19 protein-coding genes and 1 pseudogene are annotated in these 24,433 nt (G+C 75.7%); 14 read left to right on the plus strand and 6 right to left on the minus strand.

Features of this window, described 5'->3' with window-relative positions; genetic code table 11:
• Positions 1–7: 7 nt before the first annotated feature.
• The 5 genes from Sdagh_RS09405 to Sdagh_RS09425 form a co-directional block, all read right to left on the minus strand.
• Positions 8–2,350, minus strand: a complete 2,343-nt coding sequence (locus Sdagh_RS09405; protein WP_189424472.1) for a SpoIIE family protein phosphatase — start codon at positions 2,348–2,350, stop codon at positions 8–10.
• Positions 2,351–2,369: 19 nt separating this feature from the next.
• Positions 2,370–2,879 carry a peroxiredoxin gene (locus tag Sdagh_RS09410; protein WP_190012193.1) on the minus strand — a complete coding sequence of 170 codons (510 nt, stop codon included), beginning with the start codon at positions 2,877–2,879 and terminating at the stop codon, positions 2,370–2,372.
• Positions 2,876–3,256 carry a DoxX family protein gene (locus Sdagh_RS09415; protein WP_190078471.1) on the minus strand — a complete coding sequence of 127 codons (381 nt, stop codon included), beginning with the start codon at positions 3,254–3,256 and terminating at the stop codon, positions 2,876–2,878. The genes Sdagh_RS09410 and Sdagh_RS09415 overlap by 4 nt, the downstream gene beginning before the upstream one ends.
• 980 nt (positions 3,257–4,236) lie before the next feature.
• Positions 4,237–5,313: a FecCD family ABC transporter permease gene (locus Sdagh_RS09420; RefSeq protein WP_190078470.1), complete on the minus strand. Its 1,077-nt coding sequence runs from the start codon at positions 5,311–5,313 to the stop codon at positions 4,237–4,239.
• Positions 5,310–6,368: a FecCD family ABC transporter permease gene (locus Sdagh_RS09425; RefSeq protein WP_190078475.1), complete on the minus strand. Its 1,059-nt coding sequence runs from the start codon at positions 6,366–6,368 to the stop codon at positions 5,310–5,312. The genes Sdagh_RS09420 and Sdagh_RS09425 overlap by 4 nt, the downstream gene beginning before the upstream one ends.
• Positions 6,369–6,592: 224 nt before the next feature.
• Here Sdagh_RS09425 and fes (Sdagh_RS09430) point away from each other — a divergent pair, with 224 nt between their 5' ends.
• The 9 genes from fes (Sdagh_RS09430) to Sdagh_RS09470 all read left to right on the plus strand — a co-directional run bounded on the left by fes (Sdagh_RS09430) (position 6,593) and on the right by Sdagh_RS09470 (position 17,577).
• A complete protein-coding gene (gene fes / locus Sdagh_RS09430) occupies positions 6,593–7,909 on the plus strand; it encodes an enterochelin esterase (RefSeq protein WP_190078469.1) in 1,317 nt (438 codons plus the stop codon).
• A gap of 67 nt (positions 7,910–7,976) precedes the next feature.
• Positions 7,977–8,963, plus strand: a complete 987-nt coding sequence (locus Sdagh_RS09435; protein ID WP_189424483.1) for an ABC transporter substrate-binding protein — start codon at positions 7,977–7,979, stop codon at positions 8,961–8,963.
• The gene (locus Sdagh_RS09440) at positions 8,960–9,733 is read left to right on the plus strand and encodes a 2,3-dihydro-2,3-dihydroxybenzoate dehydrogenase (RefSeq protein ID WP_189424485.1); all 774 of its coding nucleotides are present in this window, start codon (positions 8,960–8,962) and stop codon (positions 9,731–9,733) included. The genes Sdagh_RS09435 and Sdagh_RS09440 overlap by 4 nt, the downstream gene beginning before the upstream one ends.
• Before the next feature lie 28 nt (positions 9,734–9,761).
• Complete coding sequence (locus Sdagh_RS09445) at positions 9,762–11,003, plus strand: isochorismate synthase (protein WP_372478430.1); 1,242 nt, start codon at positions 9,762–9,764, stop codon at positions 11,001–11,003.
• Complete coding sequence (locus tag Sdagh_RS09450; protein ID WP_372478431.1) at positions 10,994–12,628, plus strand: (2,3-dihydroxybenzoyl)adenylate synthase; 1,635 nt, start codon at positions 10,994–10,996, stop codon at positions 12,626–12,628. The genes Sdagh_RS09445 and Sdagh_RS09450 overlap by 10 nt, the downstream gene beginning before the upstream one ends.
• 22 nt (positions 12,629–12,650) lie before the next feature.
• Entirely contained in the window at positions 12,651–13,283 is a 633-nt protein-coding gene (locus Sdagh_RS09455) for an isochorismatase family protein (RefSeq protein ID WP_189424492.1), read from the plus strand.
• A gap of 3 nt (positions 13,284–13,286) precedes the next feature.
• Positions 13,287–13,514, plus strand: a complete 228-nt coding sequence (locus tag Sdagh_RS09460; protein ID WP_189424494.1) for a phosphopantetheine-binding protein — start codon at positions 13,287–13,289, stop codon at positions 13,512–13,514.
• The gene (locus Sdagh_RS09465; protein WP_226534923.1) at positions 13,511–17,386 is read left to right on the plus strand and encodes a non-ribosomal peptide synthetase; all 3,876 of its coding nucleotides are present in this window, start codon (positions 13,511–13,513) and stop codon (positions 17,384–17,386) included. The genes Sdagh_RS09460 and Sdagh_RS09465 overlap by 4 nt, the downstream gene beginning before the upstream one ends.
• Positions 17,383–17,577 (plus strand): MbtH family NRPS accessory protein, encoded by a 195-nt coding sequence (locus tag Sdagh_RS09470; protein ID WP_190078465.1) that lies wholly within the window; start codon positions 17,383–17,385, stop codon positions 17,575–17,577. Before Sdagh_RS09465 ends, Sdagh_RS09470 begins: the two co-directional genes overlap by 4 nt.
• A gap of 79 nt (positions 17,578–17,656) precedes the next feature.
• Here the strand turns inward: Sdagh_RS09470 and fes (Sdagh_RS09475) are convergent, their stop codons facing one another.
• The gene (gene fes / locus Sdagh_RS09475) at positions 17,657–18,919 is read right to left on the minus strand and encodes an enterochelin esterase (protein WP_190078474.1); all 1,263 of its coding nucleotides are present in this window, start codon (positions 18,917–18,919) and stop codon (positions 17,657–17,659) included.
• Between the two features lie 143 nt (positions 18,920–19,062).
• On the opposite strand from fes (Sdagh_RS09475), the gene Sdagh_RS09480 reads away from it, so the two are divergent.
• From Sdagh_RS09480 to Sdagh_RS09500, 5 genes and pseudogenes are all read left to right on the plus strand, one after another.
• Positions 19,063–20,835 carry a hypothetical protein gene (locus Sdagh_RS09480; RefSeq protein WP_190078464.1) on the plus strand — a complete coding sequence of 591 codons (1,773 nt, stop codon included), beginning with the start codon at positions 19,063–19,065 and terminating at the stop codon, positions 20,833–20,835.
• Between the two features lie 67 nt (positions 20,836–20,902).
• Positions 20,903–21,958 (plus strand): YncE family protein, encoded by a 1,056-nt coding sequence (locus Sdagh_RS09485; RefSeq protein WP_189424502.1) that lies wholly within the window; start codon positions 20,903–20,905, stop codon positions 21,956–21,958.
• Between the two features lie 153 nt (positions 21,959–22,111).
• Entirely contained in the window at positions 22,112–23,092 is a 981-nt protein-coding gene (locus Sdagh_RS09490) for an ATP-dependent DNA ligase (RefSeq protein WP_189424534.1), read from the plus strand.
• A gap of 130 nt (positions 23,093–23,222) precedes the next feature.
• Positions 23,223–23,999, plus strand: a complete 777-nt coding sequence (locus tag Sdagh_RS09495; RefSeq protein WP_189424504.1) for an NPP1 family protein — start codon at positions 23,223–23,225, stop codon at positions 23,997–23,999.
• 48 nt (positions 24,000–24,047) lie between these two features.
• Positions 24,048–24,433 (plus strand): annotated as a pseudogene (locus tag Sdagh_RS09500) (hydroxymethylbilane synthase); the annotation flags it as partial.

The following is a 24,433-nucleotide window of genomic DNA, read 5'->3' on the forward strand; positions in this document are numbered from 1 at the left end:
CGGCGGGTCAGTCCTGCTCGGGGAGCGGCTGCTCGGCCCAGATGGTCTTGCCGCCGCCGGTCTGCCGGCTGCCCCAGCGCTGGGTGAGCTGGGCGACCAGCAGCAGTCCCCGGCCTCCCTCGTCGAAGGCGTGCGCCCGGCGCAAGTGCGGTGAGGTGGAACTGCCGTCGGAGACCTCGCAGATCAGGCTGTGGTCGCGGATGAGCCGCAGCTGGATGGGAGGTTCGCCGTAGCGGATGGCGTTGGTGACGAGTTCGCTGACGACCAGTTCGGTGACGAACGCGGTCTCCGCGAGGCCCCAGGCGGCCAGCCGGTCCATGACGGAGGTCCGCACCGCGGCCACCTGCGCCGGGTCGGGCGCGATGTCCCAGGTGGCGACCTGGTCCGCGCCCAGCGCCCGGGTACGGGCCAGCAGCAGGGCCACGTCGTCGCCGGGTTCCTCGGGCAGCACGGCCTTGAGCACCGAGTCGCACAGGGCGTCCAGGGAGGCGGCGGGCGCGGTCAGGGCGCGGCACAGCTCGGCGGTGGCGTGGTCGATGTCGCGGTCCCGGTCCTCGATCAGGCCGTCGGTGTAGAGGGCGACGACGGAGCCCTCGGGCAGTTCCAGCTCGGTCGCCTCGAACGGCAGGCCGCCGACGCCGAGCGGTGGTCCGGCGGACATGGCGACCAGGGTCGCGGTGCCGTCGGGGAGCACGACGGCGGGCGCGGGATGGCCGGCGGCGGCCAGGGTGAGGCGGCGGGTGACCGGGTCGTAGACGGCGTAGAGGCAGGTGGCGCCCAGTTCGGCGGCCTCGTCGCCCGCGCCGTCGACGGTGAGGTGGGTGACCAGGTCGTCGAGGTGGGTGAGGAGTTCGTCGGGCGGCAGGTCCACGTCGGCGAGGGCGCGGACGGCCGTGCACAGCCGGCCCATGGTGGCCGAGGAGGGGATGCCGTGGCCGACGACGTCCCCGACGACGAGGGCGACCCGGCTGCCGGAGAGCGGGATCACGTCGAACCAGTCGCCGCCGATCCCGGCCGCCGACCCCGACGGCAGATAGCGGTGGGCCGCCTCCACCGCGACCTGCCCCGGCAGGCCGGTGGGGAGCAGGCTGTGCTGGAGGGCCAGCGCGGTGCCGCGTTCCCGGGCGAAACGGCGGGCGTTGTCCACGCAGACGGCGGCCCGGCTGGCGAGTTCCTCGGCCAGGACGACGTCGTCGCCGACGTAGGGCTCCCGCGGGGCCGCGACGGCGAGCAGGACGACGCCGAGGACGGTGCCGCGCGAGCGCAGGGGCACCGCCAGGGCCGAGCGGACGGTGCCGCGCCAGTCGCGGTTGTGCGGGGCCTGCTCGTTGCGCAGCCGCATCCAGCGCTCGAAGTCGGGCTCGCCGGGGCTGCCGAGCACCGTCCGGCCCTCCCGGAGCGCGCGGGCGGTCGCCGAGTACGGCGGGTGGACGACCTGTTCGCCCAGATGGGGGGTGGGCCGGGGGTAGCCCTCTCGCGCGGAGCTGTGCGCGACCCGGCGCAGGGAGACGTCGGCGGCGTCGGTCATGGCCGGCTCGTCGATGCCGAGCACCCAGTCGAGCAGGTCGACGGCGGCGAAGTCGGCCAGGTCCGGCACGAGCAGCCCGATCAGCTCCTCGGCGGTGCGGACGACGTCCAGGGTGGTGCCGATGCCCGCCGCGGCCTCGTTGAGCAGGGCCAGGCGACGGCGGGCCCGGTGCTGCTCGGTGGTCTCGAAGCCGGCCATGGCGACGGCGGTGACCGCGCCGGACGCGTCGCGCACCGGCCACATCTCCACGCGCCAGGCGTGCTCGCCGAGCGGGGAGGAGGCCGGGGAGGTGGTGTCGTAGTACGCGGGGCGGCCGGTCTCGGCCACCTGGCGCAGGTGCCGGTCGAAGCCCGAGCCGTTGGCGGAGACGTCCTCCATGACCTCCGGGAGGCGCCGTCCGAGCAGGTCCTGCTCGGACACCCCGAGCATCCGCTGCGCGGTGTCGTTGACGCCCAGGTAGCGCTGGGTGGTGTCGTGCACGGACATCGGCAGGGAGGACTGCTGGAAGGTCTCCCCGGTGAGGACGGGCGGGCCGCCGGGGCGCTCGGCGGTGACCGCGTACCCGCCCGGTGCGCCGTCCGCCGTCAGCAGCGGCCAGCCGCGCAGGTGGAGCACCACCGTGGAGCCGTCCCGGTGGCGCACCAGCGCCGTGCCCGACAGCGCGGTCACGGCGCCGGGCGGGGGGTCGTGGGCGAGCAGGTCGCGCGCGGGCCGGCCGACGGCCTCGCCGGCCGGGTACCCGGTCAGGTGCCGGGCACCCTCGCTCCACCCCGTCACCAGGCCCTCGGTGTCCACGACCGCCGCAGCGGGGACGTGCTCCATGCCGTCCAGGATCATCCCTTTACGTCCCGCTATCAACCGCTGTCGGTCCGGATGCGGCGCCCGGCGGCCGGTGGGCGCGCAGCGCGGCCAGGGCCCGGTCGGCGTGGGCGGCCATCCGCAGCTCGCTGCGGACGACGTCGAGCACGGTGCGGTCCTCGGCGATGACGAAGGTGACGCGCCTGGTCGGGGCGAGGGCGAAGCCGCGCCGCACCCCGTACCGTTCACGGACGGTGCCGTCGGGGTCGGACAGCAGCGGCATGCCGAGCCCGTGCCGGCCGGCGAACTCCTGCTGGCGTTCGACGGGGTCGCCGCTGATGCCGGCCGGCCGGGCGCCGACGGCGGCGAACTCGGCGGCCAGGTCGCGGAAGTGGCAGGCCTCGGCGGTGCAGCCGGGGGTGAGCGCGGCGGGGTAGAAGAACAGCACCAGGGGACCGTCGGCGAGCAGGCCGGTCAGGGTGCGCTCGGTGCCGGTCTCGTCCGGAAGGGTGAAGTCCGGGGCGGTGTCGCCGGGCCCGGGACGCCCGCTCACGCCTGCCCCCACGGGTTCCGGGCGACGCCGCGGGCCCACAGCACCAGCGGGATCTGGAGCGGCAGCCGTCCGTAGGCGACGGCCTTCTGCCATGCGGGGCGGTGGCGCCAGTCCGCGGCCATCTTGACGTTGGCCGGGAAGACCCCGACGAAGAACGCCGTCGCGGCGCGCGCGGCGAGGGGACGGGTACGCGGCAGGGCGAGGCCGGCGGCGAGGGCGAGTTCGGCGGCGCCGCTGGCGTAGGTCCAGGTCCGGGGGGCGCCCGGCAGGGCGCGCGGCACGATGGCGTCGAAGACACGTGGGGCGGCGAAGTGGGCGGCGCCCGCTGTGGCCAGCAGACCGGCCAGCAGCAGGGGCGAGCGTGCGGAGCGGGGCATGGGTCTCCTCCTCGGAGAGGGCGGGCGCGCGCGATATTACTCGGCGGTAAGAGGGGTGGGGGGCGGGACCCTGCGAGGGGAGGGCGGGACCCTGCGAGGGGAGGGCGGGACCCTGCGAGGGGAGGGCGGGACCCCCGTCGGGGTGGGGGCGGGACCCCCGTCGGGGTGGGGGCGGCGCGCGGACGCGGGCGGCATGTGGGATGGGGGTGTTGATCCGGTCGGCGGGGGGCAGGGCAGGACCGGGCCGGTGGTACGGGGCGGGGGGCCGGTCGGCGGTACGGGGCGCGGGAGGGGACCTGAGCGGCGTTACGGGGCGCGGGGCCGGTCGGCGGTACGGGGCAAGGGAGGGAGCCCGAGCGGCGGTACGGGGCGAGGGAGGGGACCCGAGCGGCGCTACGGGGCGCGGGGCCGGTCGGTGCTACGGGGCAGGGAGGGAGCCCGAGCGACGTTACGGGGCGCGGGAGGGGCCGCTCGGCGGCGCAGGGCGTGGACGCAAGCCCGCCCGGCGGCACGAGGCGGGGACACGGTCACCCGGCCGTACGGGCGCGGACACGCAGGCGCGGCGGCACGAGGCGGGGACACCGGCCCGCGCAGCGGCACGAGGCGGGGACACCGGCCCGCGCGGCGGCGCGGGGCACGAGCGGGGGCCCTCGGCGGCACGGGCGGGCCCGGTCCCATCCGGCGGCGCGGGGTCGCGGACGCGGCCCCGCCCAGCACCGCGCACACGGGCGCGGAACCCGCGGCGGCACGGAGCCACCCGGCGGTGCCGGGGCGGGCATGCCCCCGGCGAAGCGGGCGCGGGCGTGGGCCCGCTCGGCGGAAGGCGGGACGGGAGCGGATGCCCCCTCGGCATCGCAGGGCGGCCTGCGGACCCCCTCACCGGTACGGACGGGGACGCGGCGGCCTCGGGGGAACGGGCTGCCCCTCCGGGTCGGCGCCCGGCAGGGCCCCGCGCCCGGCAGGGCCCCGCGCCCCCGGTCTCAGAGCCGCGCCCCCCGCCGCTCCCCGCGCAGCAGCCAGGCCAGGTACGCGCCGCCGGCCACGCCGGTGAGGACGCCGACCGGGAGCAGGGCCGAGCCGGTCAGGCGCTGGGTGGCGAGGTCGGCCGCGGCGAGCAGGAGGGCGCCCATCCAGGCGGCGGGCAGCACGTTGGGCCCGGCCGCGCGGGTCACCCGGCGGGCGAGCTGCGGCGCGGCCATGGCCACGAACGGGACCGGCCCGGCCGCCGCGACGGCCAGCGCCGTCAGGCCCGTACCGGCGGCCAGCAGGATCAGGCGGCTGCGCTCCGGCGGGACGCCCAGCGCGGCGGCGGTGTCGTCGCCCATCTCCAGCAGGGTCAGGCGCCGCGCGTACACCAGTACCACCGGCCCGAGCAGCGCCACGCCGAGCGCGGCGACGATGACGTCGCTCCAGTCCCGGGCGTTGAGCGAGCCGATCGTCCAGCTTGCCGCCTGCGCCGCCTTGCCGATGTCGGCCCGCAGGTACAGGAAGTTGGTGACGGCGCCCAGCACCGCGGAGGCGCCGATGCCGACCAGCACCAGCCGGTAGCCGTGCACCCCGCGCTTCCAGGCCAGCAGATAGACGGCCGCGGCCGTGGCGCAGCCGCCGAACACCGCGCCGATCGCCGTCTGCGCGGTGCCCGCGTCCAGGACGATGATGGCGACGAGCGCGCCGGCCGAGGCGCCGTTGCCGAAGCCGATGACGTCGGGGCTGCCGAGCGGGTTGCGGGTGAGCGACTGGAACACCGCGCCCGCCATGCCCATCCCGAACCCGACCAGCGCCGCGACCAGGGCGCGCGGCAGCCGCAGGTCGAGGACGACGAACTCCGCGCCCGGCGGCCCGTCGCCGGCGAGGGTGCGCACCACCTCGGCCGGGGAGAGCGCGTACGTCCCGGTGCCGAGGGCGAGGACCGTCGCGAAGGCGGCCAGCGCCGCCAGCGCCCCGCAGACCAGGACCGCCCGGGCGTCGAACCGCAGCGACCAGCGTCCGGTGCGCAGCACCCCGTGCCGCAGGCCCGCGCGGGCCGCGGGGCGCTTCTCGTCCCGTACCAGGCTCACAGCTGGGCCACCTTCCGCTGCCGTACGAGATGGATGAAGAGGAGCCCGCCGAGGAACGCGGTGACGGTGCCGACCTCGATCTCCGACGGCGGCACGACGACCCGGCCGATGACGTCCGAGACGAGCAGCAGCACCGGGGCGAACACCGCACAGTACGGCATGAGCCAGCGCGGGTCGGGGCCGCAGAAGGCGCGGGCGGCGTGCGGGATCATCAGGCCGATGAAGGCGATCGGCCCGCACACCGCGGTCGCGCTGCCGCACAGCAGGGTGATGGCGACGACGGAGAGCACCCGTACCCGCCGCACCCGGGTGCCGAGCGCCAGCGCGTGGTCCTCGCCGAGCGCGATCGCGCCGAGCGGCCGGGCCAGCGCGAAGGCGAGCAGCGCGCCGGCCGTGAGCAGCGGCGCCACGGTGAGCAGCAGGGACACGTCGCGCTTGGCGAGGGTGCCGACCGACCAGTACCGCATCTCGTCCAGGGTGCTCAGATGCCACAGCGACAGGCCGTTGACGTAGCCGAACAGGGCCGCGTTGACGGCGGTCCCGGCGAGCGCGAGGCGGACCGGGGTGGCCCACCGGCCGCCGCCGAGGGCGTGCACCGCGGTGGCGGCGACGGCCGCGCCGGCCAGGGCGAACCACAGGTACCCGGTGAAGGAGGTGATGCCCAGGACGCCGATCGCGGTGACCACCGCCGCCGAGGCGCCCGCGTTGACCCCGAGCAGGCCGGGGTCGGCGAGCGGATTGCGGGTGAGGGTCTGCATGACCGCGCCGCCGAGGCCGAGGGCCGCGCCGACCGCGACGCCGATCAGGGTGCGCGGCAGCCTCAAGTCCCGCACGATCGCGTCGTTCTCGGTGCCCGACGGGGTGAACAGGCCGGACCAGACCTGGTCGAGGGGGATTCCCTTGGCGCCCACGGCCAGCGACAGGGCGAACGCGGCCGCCAGCAGCACCAGTCCGAGGAGCAGTCCGGCCGGGCGCAGCGCCCTCCGGGTGCGCGGGGCGCGGGAGCCGGCCGCCGGGTCGGGGGCCGTGTCCGGCGGCGGGGCGGGCGCGGTCACGGCGCTCACGAGGCCGCCGCCGCGCGGGTTCGGCACCGGGCGCCGCGCCGGGTTCGGCGCCGGGTCGGACACCGGGGGGCGGGCACCGTGTTCGGCCGGTGCAGTGCACACATTCCAATGGACATGTGGTTAGCTTAGGCTACCCTTACCGTGCTGTTGACAGCTGGTCGACAGCACCGACCGCCCTGTTGCACACCGCCGATCGTGGTTCACGGAGAACACCGATGACCAGCCTGCCCAGTTCCGCCCCGAGCGATGCATCACCGGACGTCCGTCCGGTGCGGGTCACCGGCCCGCGCGTCGCGCGCCTCCTCGCGGAGGCGGCCGGGGCCGAGGCGGTGCGCCGCGCCGCGCTGGCCGCGGAGTTCTGGCGCGAGGCGGAACGTTCCGGCACGCCGCTGGTCGAGGAACTCGACGGCGACCCCGGGCACCGCGTGGTCACCTTCCTGTGGCGGGGTCACCAGGCCACCCGGCAGGTGCTGTTCAGCGGCAACCGCATCACCGACCGCGGCCGGCTCGCCGGTTCGCTCCTGGAGCGGGTCCCGGGGACCGACGTATGGCACCTGGGGCTGCGGCTGCGCGCCGACCACCGGGGCTCGTACCGGCTGGCCGCCGACGTCTCGCGGCGGGAGCCGCCGGCCGACCCGGCCGCGCTCCAGCAGCGGCTGCGGTCGCTCTCCGCGCACGCGGCGGCCGACCCGCTCAACCCCCGCCGGACGGCGACGCGTTGGCAGCCCGCCGACAGTTCGGTCTTCGCGCTGCCGGACGCCCCGCCCCAGCCGTGGGCCGGCCGCCGGGGCACCGTGCCGGCCGGGCGCGTCGGACGCCACCGGGTGCCGGCCCCGGACCCGGTCGGCGACCGGGACACCTGGGTCTACCTGCCGCCGGGGACCGGGCACCGGGACCGAGCGCCGCTGCCGGTGGCCGTGGTGTGCGACGGCGACATGTGGTTCGGGCGGCTCGGCCTCGCCGACACCCTGGACGCGCTGATCGCCGACGGGGCGCTGCCGCCGCTGGCGGTGCTCGCGCCGGACGCCGTGGACCGTGCCGCCCGCTGGCGCGACCTCGGCGCCCGGGAGCCGTTCGTCGCCTTCCTGGCCGATGTGCTGCTGCCCTGGGCGGCGGGGCGCTGGCCGCTCAGCACCGACCCGCGCCGGACGGTGGTCGCCGGACAGAGCCTCGGCGGCATGACCGCGCTGTACGCCGGTTACCTCAGGCCCGACCGGTTCGGCGGCGTCCTGGCGCAGTCGCCCTCCCTGTGGTGGCGGCCCGGACTTCCGTCCCCGTCCGGCCCCAAACCACCCGTGTACGGCGACCCCTGGCTCGTCGCCCGCTTCAAGGCCGAGCCGCCGCCCCCGCTGACCGTCCACCTGGACGTGGGGCTGCACGAGGGCGCCATGGTCGACCACGCCCGTGTCCTGTACGACACCCTGCGCGCGGGCGGCCACCGGGTGACCTTCGACACCTTCAACGGGGGCCACGACTACGCCTGCTGGCACGGCGCGCTCGCCGCCGGCCTGGCCCGGCTGCTGGCCGGCTGAGGCCGCGGTCCGCCCCCGCTCCCGACCCTTCCCTTCCCCCGACCCCCGACCTAGGAGTCCATCTTCCATGTCGTCTGCACGTTCCACCCGCAGAAACCTTCTGACCTCCGCCGCCGCGGTGCTCACCGGAGCGGTCCTCCTCACCGGCTGCGGGAGCGACGACGGCGACGGCGGCAACGACAGCGCGAGCGGCAAGGAGTCGGGCACCCGTCAGGTCACCGACGCCACGGGCCGCGAGGTCGACGTGCCCGCCGCCCCGAAGAAGGTCGTCACCCTGAGCGAGCCCACCCTGGACGCCGCCCTGGCGCTCGGCGTGGAGCCGGTCGGCGCCACCGCGGGCCGCGGGCAGAAGGGCGTCTCCACCTATCTCGCCGACAAGGCGGGCAAGGCCCAGGTGGTCGCCACGGTCGCCGAGGCCGACATGGAGAAGGTCGCCGCCCTCCAGCCCGACCTGATCCTGCTCGACGAGACGACCGCCGTGAAGACGCAGGTCTCCAAGCTGGAGTCGATCGCCCCGACGGTGGTCACCGCCAAGCTCAACGAGGACTGGAAGAAGGCGTTCACGGCCACCGCCGACGCCCTCAACAAGACGTCCGAGGCCGAGAAGATCGTCAGCGGCTTCGACGCGGACCTGGCCGCCGCCAAGAAGAAGCTCGGCGCCAACGCGGGCGCGTCGGTCAGCGTGGTCCGCTGGCAGAACGGCGCCCCGTCGGCGGTCGGCCGCGGCGTGGGCCACGTCGGCTCCACCATCGCGGACCTGGGCCTGGACCGGCCCAAGGACCAGCAGGGCGTGGGCAGCGGCCACAGTGAGCCGGTGAGCCTGGAGAAGCTCTCCACCATCGACGCCGACTGGCTGGTCTTCGGCACCCTCGGCGACCGCGCCGACGGCGAGAGGGCCTACGCCGAGGCGAAGAAGGTCCCCAACTTCGGCAAGCTGCAGGCCGAGCGGGAGGGCCACGTGATCGTCGTGCAGGGCTCCGCCTGGAACAGCGCCGGCGGCCCGCTCGCCGCGCGGATCGTCCTGGCCGACCTGACGAAGGCGCTCGCGTCATGAGCGCCACCGGACTGGACGGCCGGCTCGCCCTCGTGACGGGGGCGGGCCGGGGCATCGGCGCCGCGGTGGTCGCGGCCCTCGTCGCGGAGGGCGCCCGGGTCGTCGCCACCGACCTCGCGGTCGACGGCGTACCGGCGCACGGCGGGCGGGTCACCGGCCGCACCCTGGACGTCACCGACGCCTCCGCCGTGGAGGCGCTGGTCGCGGAGACCGAGGACACCCTCGGCCCACTGGACGTCGCCGTGAACGTCGCCGGCATCCTGCGCGACGCGCCCGTCACCGAACTCACCGACGAGGACTGGGCGGCGCACTTCGCGGTCAACACCACCGGCGTCTTCCACGTGTCCCGCGCCGTCGCCCGCCGGATGACCGGACGCGGCCGGGGCAGCATCGTCACCGTCGCCTCCAACGCGGCCGGCATCCCCCGCGCCGGCTTCGCCGCGTACGCCGCGTCCAAGGCCGCCGCGGTGATGTTCACCAAGTGCCTCGGCCTGGAGGTCGCCCGGCAGGGCGTGCGCTGCAACACGGTCTCCCCCGGCTCGACCATGACCGACATGCAGCGCGCCCTGTGGACCGAGGGCGAGGAGGAGTCCTCGGCGCGACGGGTGATCGAGGGGGACCTGGCGTCCTACCGGACCGGCATACCGCTCGGCCGGATCGCCGAGCCCGCCGACATCGCCGACGCCGTCGTCTTCCTGGCCTCCGACCGGGCCCGCCACATCACGATGCACGACCTGTACGTAGACGGCGGCGCCACCCTGCGGGCCTGAGCCCCACCCCGGCTCGGCCCCTCCCCCACTGGAGACTGTGATGTCCGTTTCCCTGCACTCCGCTTCCCCGCACTCGGTTCCCCTGCCCGACCCCGCCGCCCCCGCGTCCGTCTCCCCCGGCGCGGCCACCTCCCTGCTCGACGCGTACCACCCGGCCACCGACCGGTTCGTGGCCACCCCGCACCGGACGCTGCTGGGCCGCGGCACCGCCGCCGTCATACCCGACGACTCCCGCCCGCCGGCCGTGCGGGTGCGCGAGACCCTCGACGGGCTGCGCCGGCCGGGAGCCGCGGCGCCGGTCGTCGTCGGCGCGCTGCCCTTCGCCCCGGACGGCCCCACCGCGCTGGCCGTGCCGGACATGGTGCACTGGGCGCCGCCGCTGCGCGAGGACCCGCTGGTCGCGCTGCCGGTGCCGCACGACGGGGACCGGCCGGACTGGCGGGTGACGGAGGTGCCCTCGCCCGAGCGGTACGGCGCGGCCGTCGCGGCGGCGGTCGCCCGGATGCGGGCCGGCGAGTTCGACAAGGTCGTCCTCGCCCGCAGTCTGGAGCTGACCTCGGGCCACGCCCCCGACCTGCCGGCGATGCTGCGGCGGCTGGCCCGCCGCGACCCGTCCGGCTACACCTTCGCCGTGCCCAGCGGTCCGGGCCGCACCCTGATCGGCGCCAGCCCCGAACTGCTGGTGGCCCGGCGGGGCGGCCGGCTGACCGCCAACCCGCTCGCCGGGTCGGCGCCGCGCAGCGAGGACCTCGCCGAGGACGTGCGGCGCGCGGTCGCGCTGCTGGAGTCCGAGAAGGACCTGCACGAGCACGCCGTGGTGGTGGCCGCCGTACGGGAGGCGCTGGCGCCGTTCTGCGCCACTCTCCAGGTGCCCGAGCGGCCGACGCTGGTGCGCACCGCCGCGATGTGGCACCTGTCGACCACGGTCACCGGTGAGCTGGCCGACCCGGACACGGCCACCGCGCTGGACCTGGCGTCCGCGCTGCACCCGACGCCCGCCGTGTGCGGCACCCCGACCGACCTGGCCCGGCGGGTGATCGCCGAGTCGGAGCCCTTCGACCGGGGCGCCTACACCGGAATGGTCGGCTGGCAGGACGCCGACGGCGACGGCGAGTGGGTCGTGACCATCCGCTGCGCCGAGGCCGAGGGCAACACCCTGCGGCTGTTCGCGGGCGCCGGTGTCGTGGCCGCGTCGACGCCGGAGGCCGAGACGGCGGAGACCGCCGCCAAGTTCCGTACCTTCCTGCACGCCGTAGGAGCATCGCTGTGACCCTCACCCCCGGAGTGGACGCGCCCACCTGGCCGGCCGAGTTCGCCGAGCGCTACCGCGCCGCCGGCTACTGGCGCGGCGAGACCTTCGGCGGCATGCTCCGCGAGCGCGCCGCCGCCCACCCCGACCGGACCGCCCTCGTCGACCCGGCGCCGGAGCGCCGTACCTGGACGTACCGGGAGCTGGACGAGCGGGCCGACCGGCTGGCCGCCGGGTTCCTCGCGCGCGGCATCCGCAAGGGCGACCGGGTCGTCGTCCAGCTCCCGAACGTCGGCGAGTTCGTCGAGGTCGTCTTCGCCCTGTTCCGGATCGGCGCGCTGCCCGTCTACGCGCTGCCCGCGCACCGCGAGACGGAGATCGCCCACTTCTGCTCCTTCACCGGGGCCGTGGCGTACGTCGTGCCGGACGCGCACGACGGATTCGACCACCGGGCCCTGGCTTCGCTGATGCGCGAGCGGAACCCGGCGCTGCAGCACGTCTTCGTGGTCGGCGACCCCGGTGAGCACACCGCGCTGAGCGAGGTGCCGTGCGAGCCGGCGGGGCCGTTCGACGGGCCCGCGCCGCACGAGCTGGCCTTCCTCCAGCTCTCCGGCGGCACCACGGGCCTCAACAAGCTGATCCCGCGCACCCACGACGACTACATGTACTCGCTGCGCGGGTCGAACGAGATCTGCGGGGTGGACGCCGGCACCCGGTTCCTGGTCGTGCTGCCGGCCGCGCACAACTTCCCGATGAGCTCACCGGGCTGGCTCGGGGCGCTGTACGCGGGCGGCACGGTGGTGCTCGCCCCGCGGCCCGACCCGGCGACCGCGTTCCCGCTGGTCGAGCGCGAGCGGATCACCATGACGGGGCTGGTGCCGCCGCTGGCCCTGGTGTGGACGGACGCCGCGCCCGCCACCGCCCACGACCTGTCGAGTCTGGAACTGGTCCTGGTCGGCGGCGCCAAGTACAGCGAGTCGGCGGCCCGCCGCCTGGAGCCCGCGCTCGGCTGCAGACTGATGCAGGTCTTCGGCATGGCGGAGGGCCTGGTCAACTACACCCGGCTGGACGACGACACCGAGACCGTCGTCACCACCCAGGGCCGCCCCATCTCCCCCGACGACGAGATCCGCATCGTCGACGACGAGGACGACGACGTCCCGGAGGGCGAGTTCGGACACCTGCTCACCCGCGGCCCCTACACCATCCGGGGGTACTGGCGGGCGCCCGAGCACAACGCGCGGTCCTTCACCGGGGACGGCTTCTACCGCACCGGCGACATCGTCCGCCGCCTCCCCGGCGGCCACCTCGTCGTCGAGGGCCGGGCCAAGGACCAGATCAACCGGGGCGGCGAGAAGATCGCCCCGGAAGAGGTCGAGAACATCATCCTCGCCCACCCCGCCGTGCACGACGTGTCCGTCGTCGCCGTACCCGACGCATACCTCGGCGAACGCTCACTCGCCTACGTCATCCTGCGCACGGACGCCGAGCCGCTGACGCCGGTGGCGGTCAAGCGGTTCGTCCGCGAGCGGGGCATCGCCGCCTACAAGGTCCCCGACCTCGTGGAGTTCGTCGACGCCTTCCCGCAGACCGGCGTGGGCAAGATCAGCAAGAAGCACCTGCGGTCCGCCGCCGAACCCTCCTGACCGCATCCGAGAGGACTCCCCCATGGCACTTCCCGCCATCGCCCCCTATCCGCTCCCGGCACCGGAGGAACTCCCCGAGAACCGCGTGTCCTGGACCGTGGACCCGGCGCGTGCCGTCCTGCTCGTGCACGACCTGCAACAGCACTTCCTCGGCGCCTTCCCGGCCGGCGAGCAGCCGCTGACCGGCATGCTCGCCAACACCGCGCGGCTGCTGGCGGCGTACCGCCGGCTCGGCGTCCCGGTCGTCTACTCCGCCCAGCGCGGCGGCCAGACGCCCGAACAGCGCGGCCTCCAGCTCGACTTCTGGGGCCCCGGCGTCGCCGACGACCCGGAGAAGCTCGCCACGCCCGGCATCGTCGCCCCGGCGGACGGCGACACCGTGCTGACGAAATGGAAGTACAGCGCGTTCGTCCGCACCGGACTGGCCGAACTGATGCGGGACAAGGGCCGCGACCAGATCGTCGTCGCCGGGGTGTACGCGCACATCGGCGTGCTGATGACCGCAGCCGACGCCTGGCAGCGGGACATCCAGGCGTTCGTCGTCGCCGACGCGGTCGCGGACTTCTCCCGCGCCGACCACGACATGGCCCTGCGGTACGCCGCCGGCCGCTGCGCGGTCGTCACCACCACCGACACACTGCTCCAGGAGGTCTGAGGCATGGCGCTCACCGTCGAACAGATCCGTACCGATGTCGCCGACTGCCTCGGTGAGGACCCGGCGGACATACCCGCCGACGAGAACCTCGTCGACTACGGCCTGGACTCGGTCCGCATCATGGCGCTGCTGGAGCGCTGGCGCCGCGAACACGAGGTGACCGCCGGCTTCGCGGACCTCGCCGAGCAGCCCGCCATCGAGGCATGGGCCCCGTTGCTGGGGGCGGCATGACCGCCGCCGTGGAAGCGACCCCGGCGGTGCTGCCGCTGACGGCCGCGCAGTCCGGCATGTGGTTCGCGCAGGCCCTCGATCCGCTCAGCCCCGCGCAGAACACCGCCGAGTGCCTGGAGATCGACGGGCCGCTGGACGCCGCGCTGTTCGCCGAGGCGCTGCGCCGGGTGACCGCCGAGGCCGAGGCGCTGCGGGTCCGGGTCGAGGACACCCCGGACGGACCCCGCCAGCACCTCGCGGACCACGTCGAGCCGCCGCTGACCGTACGCGAGCGGGCCACCCCGGCCGAGGCGGAGGCGTGGATGCGCGCCGACCTGGACGAGCCCTTCGACCTGGCGGCCGGGCCGCTGTTCCGGCACGCCCTGTTCCGGGTCGGCACCGACCGGTGGCTGTGGTACCAGCGCATCCACCACCTCGTGATGGACGGCTACGGCTACTCCCTGCTGGTGCGCCGCACCGCCGAGGTGTACACGGCGCTGGCCCGCGGTGAGGAGCCCGCCCCGCGCTCCTTCGGCACCCTGGCCGAGCTGGTCGAGGACGACGCCGCCTACCGCTCCTCACCCGCCTTCGCGGCGGACCGCGCGCACTGGTCGGAGCGGTTCGGGGACCGTCCGGAGGCGCCCCGGCTCGCGGGACGCGGCGCGCTGCCCTCCCGGACGTTCCTGCGCCGTACCGCGCACCTCTCCCCGGAGACCACCGAGCGGCTGAAGGACCTCGCGGGCCGGCTCCGCGCCACCTGGCCGGACGTGCTGATCGCCGCGCAGGCCCTGTACACCGCCCGCGCCACGGCCCGCACCGACGTCGTGCTGGGCCTGCCGATGATGGGCCGCATGGGGTCGGTGGCGCTGCGCGTCCCCGGCATGGTGATGAACGTGCTGCCGCTGCGGCTCACCGTCGACCCCGCAGCGACCTTCGCGGAACTGGTGCGGCAGGTGGTGCTCGGCATCCGTGAGGTCCGCCGCCACCAGCGCTACCGCTACGAGGACATCCGCCGCGACCTGGGCCTGCTCGGCGAGAGCCGCGCCCTGGTCGGCCCGCTGGTCAACGTGATGCCGTTCGACTACGGCGTGGACTTCGCGGGCGCCCCCGCCCGCGCCCGGAACCTGTCCGCGGGCCCGGTGGACGACCTGACCGTCAACATCTACGACCGCGCCGACGGCCGGGGCCTGCGCATCGACCACGACGGCAACCCGGCGCTGTACGAGGAGACCGGCCTCGCCGCGCACCAGGAGCGCTTCCTGCACCTGGTGGACCGGCTCACCGGCACCGACCCGCACGCCCCGCTCGCCGTCCACCCGGTCGCCACCCCCGCCGAACGGGACCTGGTGACGGAGGAGTTCAACCGCACCGGGCGGGCACTGCCGCCGACCACCCTCGTCGGCCCCATCGAGTCCCGGGCCGCCCGCACCCCGGACGCCACCGCACTGGTGTTCCGGGACACCGCGCTGACCTACGCCGAGCTGAACGCCCGCGCCAACCGGCTCGCCCGGCACCTCCAGTCCCTCGGCGCCCGGCCCGGCACGGTCGTCGCCGTCTCCGTGCCGCGCTCGGTGGAGCTGGTGGTGGCGCTGCTGGCGGTGCTGAAGGCGGGCGCCGCCTATCTGCCGCTGGACCCGGAGTACCCGGCGCAGCGGCTGGCGTACATGCTCGGCGACGCGGCGCCGGTGTGCGCGGTGACCGACCGCGCGGACCGGCTCCCGGCGGACACCGGCACCGAGGTGGTCGTGCTGGACGGCCTGGACACCTCCGGGTACGCCTGGACCGACCCGGCCCGCGCGCTCACCCCGGCACACCCCGCGTACGTCATCTACACCTCCGGTTCCACCGGCCGCCCCAAGGGCGTGGTCGTGCCGCACCGCGCCATCGACAACCGGCTGCGCTGGATGCAGGCGGAGTACGGGCTGACGCCGGACGACCGGGTGCTCCAGAAGACGCCGTCGTCGTTCGATGTGTCGGTGTGGGAGTTCTTCTGGCCGCTGCGCGAGGGCGCGGCCCTGGTGGTCGCCGAGCCCGGCGGGCACAAGGACCCGGTCTACCTGGCCCGGCTGATCCGCGAACGCGCGGTCACCACCTGCCACTTCGTGCCGTCGATGCTCCAGGTGTTCCTGGGCGCGCCGGAGGCCGCGGGGTGCGCGGACGTGCTGCGCCGGGTGTTCTGCAGCGGTGAGGCGCTGCCCCGGGAGACCGCGCACGCCTTCGCCCGCGCCCTGCCGGACGTGGAGCTGCACAACCTGTACGGGCCGACCGAGGCCGCCGTGGACGTCACGTACCACGCCTGCGACCCGGCGGACGCGGGTCCGGTGCCGATCGGCCGGCCGGTGTGGAACACCCGGCTGTACGTCCTGGACGCCGCGCTCCAGCCCTGCCCGCCCGGGGTGCCGGGCGAGCTGTACCTGGCGGGCGCCCAGCTCGCCGACGGCTACCTGGGCCGGCCGGAGCTGAACGTGGCCCGGTTCGTCGCCGACCCGTTCGGGCCCGCCGGCACCCGGATGTACCGCACCGGCGACCTGGCCCGGTGGACGGCGGACGGCGAGGTCGAGTACCTGGGCCGCACCGACCACCAGGTCAAGCTGCGCGGCCAGCGCATCGAACTGGGCGAGATCGAGGCGGCGCTGGCGGCCCTGCCGGAGGTGGACGCGGCGTGCGCGCTGGTCCGCGAGGACCGGCTCGTGGGGTACGTGACGGGCGACGCCGACCCGGCCGGGGTCCGGGCGGCGCTGGCCCGCGAGCTGCCCGAGCACATGGTCCCGGCCGCCGTGGTGGCGCTGGACGCGTTCCCGCTCTCCCCCAACGGCAAGCTGGACCGCCGCGCGCTGCCCGCCCCGGTGTTCGCCGGCGCCTCGGGGGCGCGGCCGTTCTCCTCGGCCCGCGAGGAGGCGCTGACCGGGCTGTTCGCCGAGGTCCTGGGCGCGGAGGGCATCGGTCCCGACGACGCGTTCTTCGACCTGGGCGGGACCTCGCTGCTCGCGGTGCGCCTGGTCGGCCGGGTCCGTGAGGCGTTCGGCGCCGAGCTGACCATCGGGTCGCTGTTCGAGGCGCCGACGCCGGCCGCGCTGGCCGCCCGGCTGGACGCCGCCGCACCGGCCTCGGACGACGCCCTGGGCGTTGTCCTGCCGCTGCGCGCCGACGGCGAGGGCCTCCCGCTGTTCGTCATCCACCCGGCGGGCGGCCTGGCCTGGTGCTACGCGGGACTGGCCGCGCGGCTCGCCGGCCGGCCAGTGTACGGGCTCCAGGCCCGCGGCCTGACCGGCGACGAGGAACTGCCGCGCACCTTGCGGGAGGAGGCCGAGGACTACGCGGCCCGCATCCGCGAGGTCCAGCCGCACGGGCCGTACCGGCTGGTCGGCTGGTCGGTCGGCGGGGTCCTCGCGCACACCGTCGCCGTGCTGCTCCAGGAGGCCGGCGAACGGGTCGAACTCCTCGCGCTGCTGGACGCGTTCCCGTCCGGGCAGTGGCGGGAGCGGCCCGCGCCCGAGGAGGGCGACGCGCTCACCGCCGTCCTGCGCATGGCGGGCTTCGACCGCACCGGCGAACGCACCCGCGAGGACGTCCTCGCCACGCTGCGCGCGGCCGGCAGCCCCCTGGCGGGACTCACCGACCGCACCCTGTCCCGGATCGTCGACATCGTCCCCAACCACGCCCGGATGATGCGCGCGCACGAACACCGCGTCTACGACGGCGACGTGCTGTTCTTCACCGCCGCCGCCCCGCGCGCGGAGGACTGGCTGACCCGGGACGCGTGGCGGCCGTACGTGACCGGACGGATCGACAACCTCGATCTGGACTGCACCCACCCGCAGCTGATGCGGGACCGGTACCTCGACGACATCGCGGCGGTGCTGACCGCCCGGCTGAAGGAGCTGGACGCGTGAGCGCCGACACCGCCGGACCCTTCGACGCCCCGTCCGACGAGGACGCGGACGGACATCTGGTGCTGGAGAACGCGGGCGGGCTGCGGTCGCTGTGGCCGGCCTGGCGGGCGGTGCCGGCCGGGTGGACGGCCCGGTTCGGACCGGCCCCGCACGCGGCGTGCCTGCGCCTGGTGGAGGCCGACCGGGGATGAGCGCGGCGGCGGCGCGGACACGTCCCGGCGGGGCGTGCGCGCCGCCGCCCGCCCGTCCCCGGGGCCGGTGCGGCCCGGATCAGCGGCCCAGCAGTTCCACGAGGCCGTCGGCCAGTTCGGTGCGCCAGCACAGGTAGTCGTGACCGCCGTTGAACTCCCGGTAGGAGGAGTCGTCGTACCCGCGTGCGCGCAGGGTGTCGCGGAGCCGCCGGGCGGCGGGCAGGGCCACCCACTCCTGCTCGCCGAAGGAGAGCCGGAACCGCACCGGCAGCCGGGGCGCGGCGGCGAGCGCCCGGGTGAGCCACTCGGCGTCCTCCCCGGCCGGCCACCAGAACGAGCCGGACTGGACCAGGGCGTTGCCGAAGCGGTGCGGGGCGGACACGGCCGCGTAGGCGGCGGTGAGCCCGCCGAGGCTCTGCCCGGCGACGACGGTGCGCGCCGGGTCCGCGGTGACCGGCAGGTGCCCGGCCGCCCACGGCAGCAGCTCGTCCGCGAGGTGGGCGACGTAGCCGGGGCGGCAGCTCAGCTCGGCCCAGCGGGTGGGTTCGTCGACGGCCTCCGGCAGCACGGCGGCCAGCAGCGGGAGGCGTCCGTCGGCGATGAGGTTGTCCAGCAGATGCGCGAGGCCGAGCCGGGGCCCCCAGTGCTCGCCGTCCAGCAGCACCAGCACCGGCAGTCCGCCGGCCGGGACCTCGCCGGGCGGCGTGTACAGCCAGACCCGCCGCTCCCCGCCCAGCCGGGCGCTCGGCATCCGGTGCCCGGTGAGGGTGCCGCGCGGGACGCCCGGCCGGGGCAGCCAGTCGCCCGCGTCGGGGGCGGCGGGCAGTTCGGCGTAGGACACCGGCCCGCCGCCCCAGCGGCGCGGCAGGGCGCGGCCGTTGAACGGGTCGGGGCGCGGGTCGGCGCGCAGCCGCCGCCAGTACGCGGGCCCCGCCTCCTCGATCCCCTCGTCCACGTGGAAGTCGTACGTGCCGCGCCAGTCGTGCCGCAGCCGCAGGGTCCAGTGCCATACGTCCGTCCCCGGTGCGCGGGCCATCAGGTTGCCCTCGGGGTCGCGCGGGTCGCCCAGCTTGTTGGGCAGCACCTCGACGGCTCGGGTCGCCGGGGTGCCGCGCCACAGGAACGTCACCGCGCGGTGCTCGGGGCCGCCCAGCGGGTCGGGGCCCACCAGGGGCGTGCCGAGGCGGCGCACCTCGTCCCAGAACTCCTCCACGCCGTCCGGCCCCGGCAGCGCGCGGACCGGCTCGGCGAGCCGCGGCACGGGGTGCGGCCGGGGCAGGCGGGGCGGGTGGGCCGGCGTGGCTCCGGGGGGACCGGTGAACACGGTGTGCGCGGATTCCATTTGACTGCTCACGATCTCCATATTAGGTTAGCCTTACCTTACTTGATCGCACGTCGCTTTCCCGCGCCGGCCGTACGCCGCCCCCCACGTGCCCTCCTTATCGGACGTCCCCGAGTGACGTCCGCCTGCCTGGAGCAGCCATCATGACCTCTGACAGATCCGCTTCGCCCCTCGGTGCCCGCCGGGGCCGCGTGGTCGCCCTGACCGCGGGCGCCACCCTCGGTCTCGGCGCCCTCGTCGCCCTCCCGCCGGTCACCGCCGGCCCCGGTGCCACGGACCTCACCGGCACGGTGGCGCTGACGGCGGCGGACGCGGCGGCGCCCGCGGTCACCCTCGGCACGACCTCCGTACGGGCCGGCGGCGAGGTGCCGTTCACCGCCACCGGCTTCCCGGCCGGCGGCAGGCTGAGCGTCAAACTCGACGACGCCGCGCTGCTGGCGCAGTTCACGGTCGGCGACGACGGCAGCGTCTCCGACCGGGTGACGGTCCCGGCGGGGACCAGCGCGGGCGACGGCCACTGGCTCCGGTTCCTGGCGACCGGGACCAGTGTCAGGAGCGAGAGCCTCACGGTCACCGCCGCCCCGTCCGCTTCCCCGACGCCCGCGCCGACCCCGAAGCCCACTCCGTCGCCCTCGGGGACCACCGCACCCGCGGCGGAGCCGAAGGTCAGGCTGACCGGCGGGAGGGAGGTCGCGGCCGGGGGCAGGGTCTCCTTCGCCCTGTCCGGGTTCGTCAAGGGCCAGAACATCACGGTGAAGCTGGACGACAGCGAGATCCTCGGCCAGTGGGCCGGCGCGGTGAAGGCCGACGGGACCTTCTCCGGCACGGTCACCGTCCCCGCGTCGGCCTCGGCCGGGGCGCACTGGCTGCGCGTCCTGGCCCCCGACCCGGCGACCAGCCTCAAGGCGGACCTCACGGTCACGGCGGCCTCGCCGGGCGGCGGCTCGGGCGGCTCCGGCGGCTCCGCGGGTTCCGGCGGCTCCGGTTCGGGCTCGGGTGCTTCCGGCTCCACGGGGTCATCGGGCGCGTCGGGTTCCTCCGATACGGCCGCCGGTTCCTCCTCCGGCACCTCCGCCGCCATCACCGGCGGCTCCCGGGTGGCCGCGGGCGGCACGGTGTCGTTCCGGGTCACCGGCTTCCCGGCGGGACGGCAGCTCACGGTGAAGCTGGACGACAGCGAGATCCTCGGCCAGTGGACGGTCGGTCCCGACGGGTCGTACGCCGGGAGTGTCACCGTCCCCCCGGACGCGGCCAGGGGCGCGCACTGGCTGCGCTTCCTCGCACCGGATCCGCCGACGAGCCTGCGCGCCGGCTTCACCGTGACCTCCGGCGCCGCCGCGTCCTCCGGTACCGGCGGCGGCTCGGCGTCCGGCGCCGCGGGAGGCGCCGCCACCCCCGTACCGGCGGCCTCGGGCGCCCCGGCCAGCGCCACCAACGACGCCGGCGCCAAGGCCGAGATCACCGCCAGCGAGGTCCAGCCCGGCGGCACCCTGCACTTCGAGGTGACCCGGTTCCCGGCCGGCGAGCAGGTCACCGTCAAGCTCGACGACGAGGCCATCCTCGGCCAGTGGAAGACCGACGGCGACGGCAGCTACGAGGGTGACGTGACCGTCCCCGCAGACACCACCGCCGGCCCCCACTGGCTGCGCTTCCTCGCCCCCGACCCGCCCACCTCGCTGAAGGTGGAGTTCACCGTGAACGCCGCCGCGGCGGCCGGCGCGGGCACCGGCACGTCCTCCACCACCGCGCCGGACACCTCCGCGAAAGCCCTGCTCGCCGCCAGCGGCCCGGCCGTCTCCCACGCGACGATCGCCTGGTCCGCCGCCGCGGCGGCGGCCGGCGGGGCCGCGGGCGCCGCCGCCACCACGCTGCTGGTGGTGCGCCGCCGCACCGGACGGCCCGCGCACGGCGCGTGAGCCCTCCCCCGAGCCATCTCTCCGCAGTAGACCCACCCCACGCACACGACAAGGGAGCACTCCCACCATGTCCCACACCGGCACCCGCACCCACCGCCGCACCGCGATCGCCTCGGCCGTCGCCATGGCCGTCGCCGCCGGCGGCGTCCTGACCCTGACGGGCACCGCCTCCGCGCACACCGCCGCCCCGGCCGTCAGCACGGCCAAGCTCACCAAGGGCCTGTACCAGTCGGCCTACTCCGAGCGGAACCACGTGCTGTGGGTGACCGCCGCCGTGGGCCGCCCGCCGGTCACCGAGTCCCACCTGCTGAAGGTCGACCCCGGGACCCTCACCGTCGAGTCGGACATCACCCCGCCGGTCACCGACACCGCCACCGGTGCCGTCGAGGCCGTCTACGGCGTCGCCGTGGACGACGAGCACAACACCGTCTGGACGACCAACACCCGCAACAACACGGTGTCCGTCTACAGCCAGCGCACCGGCGAGCACCTCGCCACCCTGCCGAACGTCGACCACGCCCGCGAGATCGTCGTGGACGAGAAGCACGACACGGTCTGGGCGAGCGCGTTCAGCGACGGCAGCGTCGTCGCCTTCGACAGCAAGACCTTCAAGGAGAAGAAGCGCGTCACCGTGGAGGGTTCCGGCCCGGCCGGCCTCGCCGTCGACGAGAGGACCGGCACGGTCTACGCCGCCGACATGACCAACGACCGGCTCATCGTGGTGAAGCGCGGCTCCACCACACCCGCCTTCGTCCCGGCCGGCGACGGCGCGATCTCCGTCTCCCTGTCGAAGAACGGCAAGGCCGCCTACACCGCCGACCAGACCGCGGGCACCCTGTCCGTGATCGACCTGAGGAAGGGCATCGTCACCAAGACCGTGACGACCGGCGCGGGCGCCCTGTCGGTCGCCACCGACGAGCGCTCCGGCAACGTCCTGGTCGTCAACCGCACCGCGGCGAACGTGACCCGCGTCGACGTCAGGAAGGGCGTCGTCGAGGAGACCGTGGCCACCGGCGCCAACCCGAACCACGTGGAGATCGCCGACGGCACCGCCTGGGTGGTCGACAAGTCGGGCGCCGGCACGGCCGAGGACACCGTCACGAGGATCCGCCTCGCCCGCTGACGCCCCCCGCCCCGGCGCCCGGCACGCCCCCGCTACGGTCAGCGGCGGTGTGCGCCGGGCGCCGGTCCGTACCCGGGCACGATCGCGGCGCCGTTCAGGCGAACCTGCCCGCCGCCGCGCGTGGCGGCACCCGGCCGCGTCGACACCTTCCCCGTGGAGCTGCCGCTGATCCCGCCCATGCTCGCCACGCCGGGCGCCCTGCCGCCTCCCGCGCAGGACGCGCGCTGGGCGTACGAGACCAAGCAGGACGGCCAGCGCGTCATGGTCTACCTGCCCGGCGACGGCCGGGCGCTGCTGCGCGCCCGCTCCGGGACCGACATCACCGCCGCCTACCCCGAGCTGCGGCCCCTGGGCACCGCGCTCGGCACCACCGCGGCCGTCCTGGACGGCGAGGTGCTGGCGCTGGACGCCGAGGGCCGCGCCGACTTCCAGCTGCTCCAGTCCCGGATGGGGCTGGCGCACGCGCCGGGCCGGGCGGCGCACCGCGCGGCGTCCGTCCCGGTCCACCTCGTCCTCTTCGACGTCCCGCACCTGGGCCGCCGCCCACTGCTCCGCCTGCCGTACACCCGGCGGCGCGCCGAGCTGGAGGGGCTCGGCCTGACCGGTCCGGCCTGGTCCACCCCCGCCGCCCTCGTCGGCCACGGCGAGCAGGCGCTGCGCGCCACCCGCGAGCACGGCCTGGAGGGTCTGGTGTGCAAGCGGCTGGACTCGGTGTACGAGCCGGGGGTCCGCTCCCGGGCCTGGATCAAGATCCGGAACATGCGCAGCGAGGACGTGGTCGTCGGCGGCTGGCTGCCCGGCAAGGGGCGGCTGACCGGCCTGCCCGGCGCGGTCCTGGCCGGCCAGCGCGCCGCCGGCCGGCTGCGCTACGTCGGCGGGGTGGGCACCGGCTGGAGCGAGGACGAGCGCGCCGTCCTGGCCGCGCTGCTGCGGGCCGCCGCCACCGACGTATGCCCGTTCGACCCGGTTCCGGCGGTCCCGGGCGCCCGCTGGGTGGTGCCCCGGCTGGTGGGCGAGGTCCGCTTCAGCACCCGTACCCGGGAGGGCATGCTGCGCCAGCCGTCCTGGCTGCGGCTGCGGCCCGACCTGGCCCCGGAGGAGTCGGCGGCGGACGTCCCCGACGACCTGGTGTGACCCCGGGGCGGCTGTTGGGCTGCCCTTAACCCACGCGTCCCCTGGGCCTCTTGGCACGGAAGGGGAACGACGCCATCCTGAAGTCCCCTTTCCCCCACAGCCGTTGGGCTGCGCCCACGAGGAGGACGCGGTGTCGTCGAGCACGTCCGCACCCCGCCGCAGAAGATGGCTCACCACGGTCGCCGGGGCGTTCGCCCTGGTCGTCGCCTTCCCCGCCACCGCCTTCGCCGCCCCGCCCCCGGCGCTCCCCGGCAACGCCGACGCGGCGGAAACCGCCTACCAGCCCGCCTTCGACTACGACACCGACGGCTGCTACCCCACTCCGGCCATCAGCGCCGACGGCACGGTCAACGCCGGCCTCAACCCGACCGGCGCCCTCAACGGCAACTGCCGGGACGCCGCCGACCTGGACAACACCAACGGCTACGCACGCGCCAAGTGCGACGGCGGCTGGTGCGCGTACATGTACGGCCTGTACTTCGAGAAGGACCAGGCGCTGGCCGGCACGAGCATCGGCGGCCACCGTCACGACTGGGAGCACGTCGTGGTGTGGGTGCAGAACGGCACCGTGCAGTACGTGTCGACCTCCAACCACGGCTCGTTCACCGTGCACCCGCGTTCCCAGGTCCGCTTCGAGGGCACCCACGCCAAGGTCGTCTACCACAAGGACGGCATCAGCACCCACTGCTTCCGGCTGGGCACCGCGAACGACGAACCGCCGGAGAACCACAAGGGCACCTGGCAGTACCCGACCCTGGTCGGCTGGAACGGCTACCCGGCGGGCGTCCGCGACAAGCTCGGCGCGTACGACTTCGGCAGCGCCAATTTCGGCCTGAAGGACGCGAGCTTCGCCTCGCACCTGGCCTCGGCGAAGCCCTCGGGGATCACCTTCGACCCGTACGCCTGACCCGCGCGGGGGCGAGACGGCGGCCCCTCCGGGCACTATCGTGTCCGCATGTCCCTTCCCGAGCTGATCCGTGTCGTCTCCCGTGACTCGCCCATGGCTCTGGCTCAAGTGGCCCGCGTCCGGGGCGAGTTGGCGGATCTCCTGCCGGGGGTCCGCACCGAGGTCGTCCCCGTGCGGACGACCGGTGACAAGTGGCTCGGCGACCTGTCGCAGGTGGAGGGCAAGGGCGCCTTCACCAAGGAGGTCGACGCCGCGCTGCTGGCCGGCGAGGCCGATCTCGCGGTGCACTGCGTCAAGGACGTGCCCGCCGACCGGCCGCTGCCGGCCGGCACGGTGTTCGCGGCGTTCCTGCGGCGCGACGACATCCGCGACGCCCTGGTCCACCCGGGCGGGCTGACCCTGGACGAGCTGCCCGCCGGCACCCGGATCGGCAC

The organism is Streptomyces daghestanicus (genome assembly GCF_020521275.1).
Taxonomy (GTDB): domain Bacteria; phylum Actinomycetota; class Actinomycetes; order Streptomycetales; family Streptomycetaceae; genus Streptomyces; species Streptomyces griseoviridis.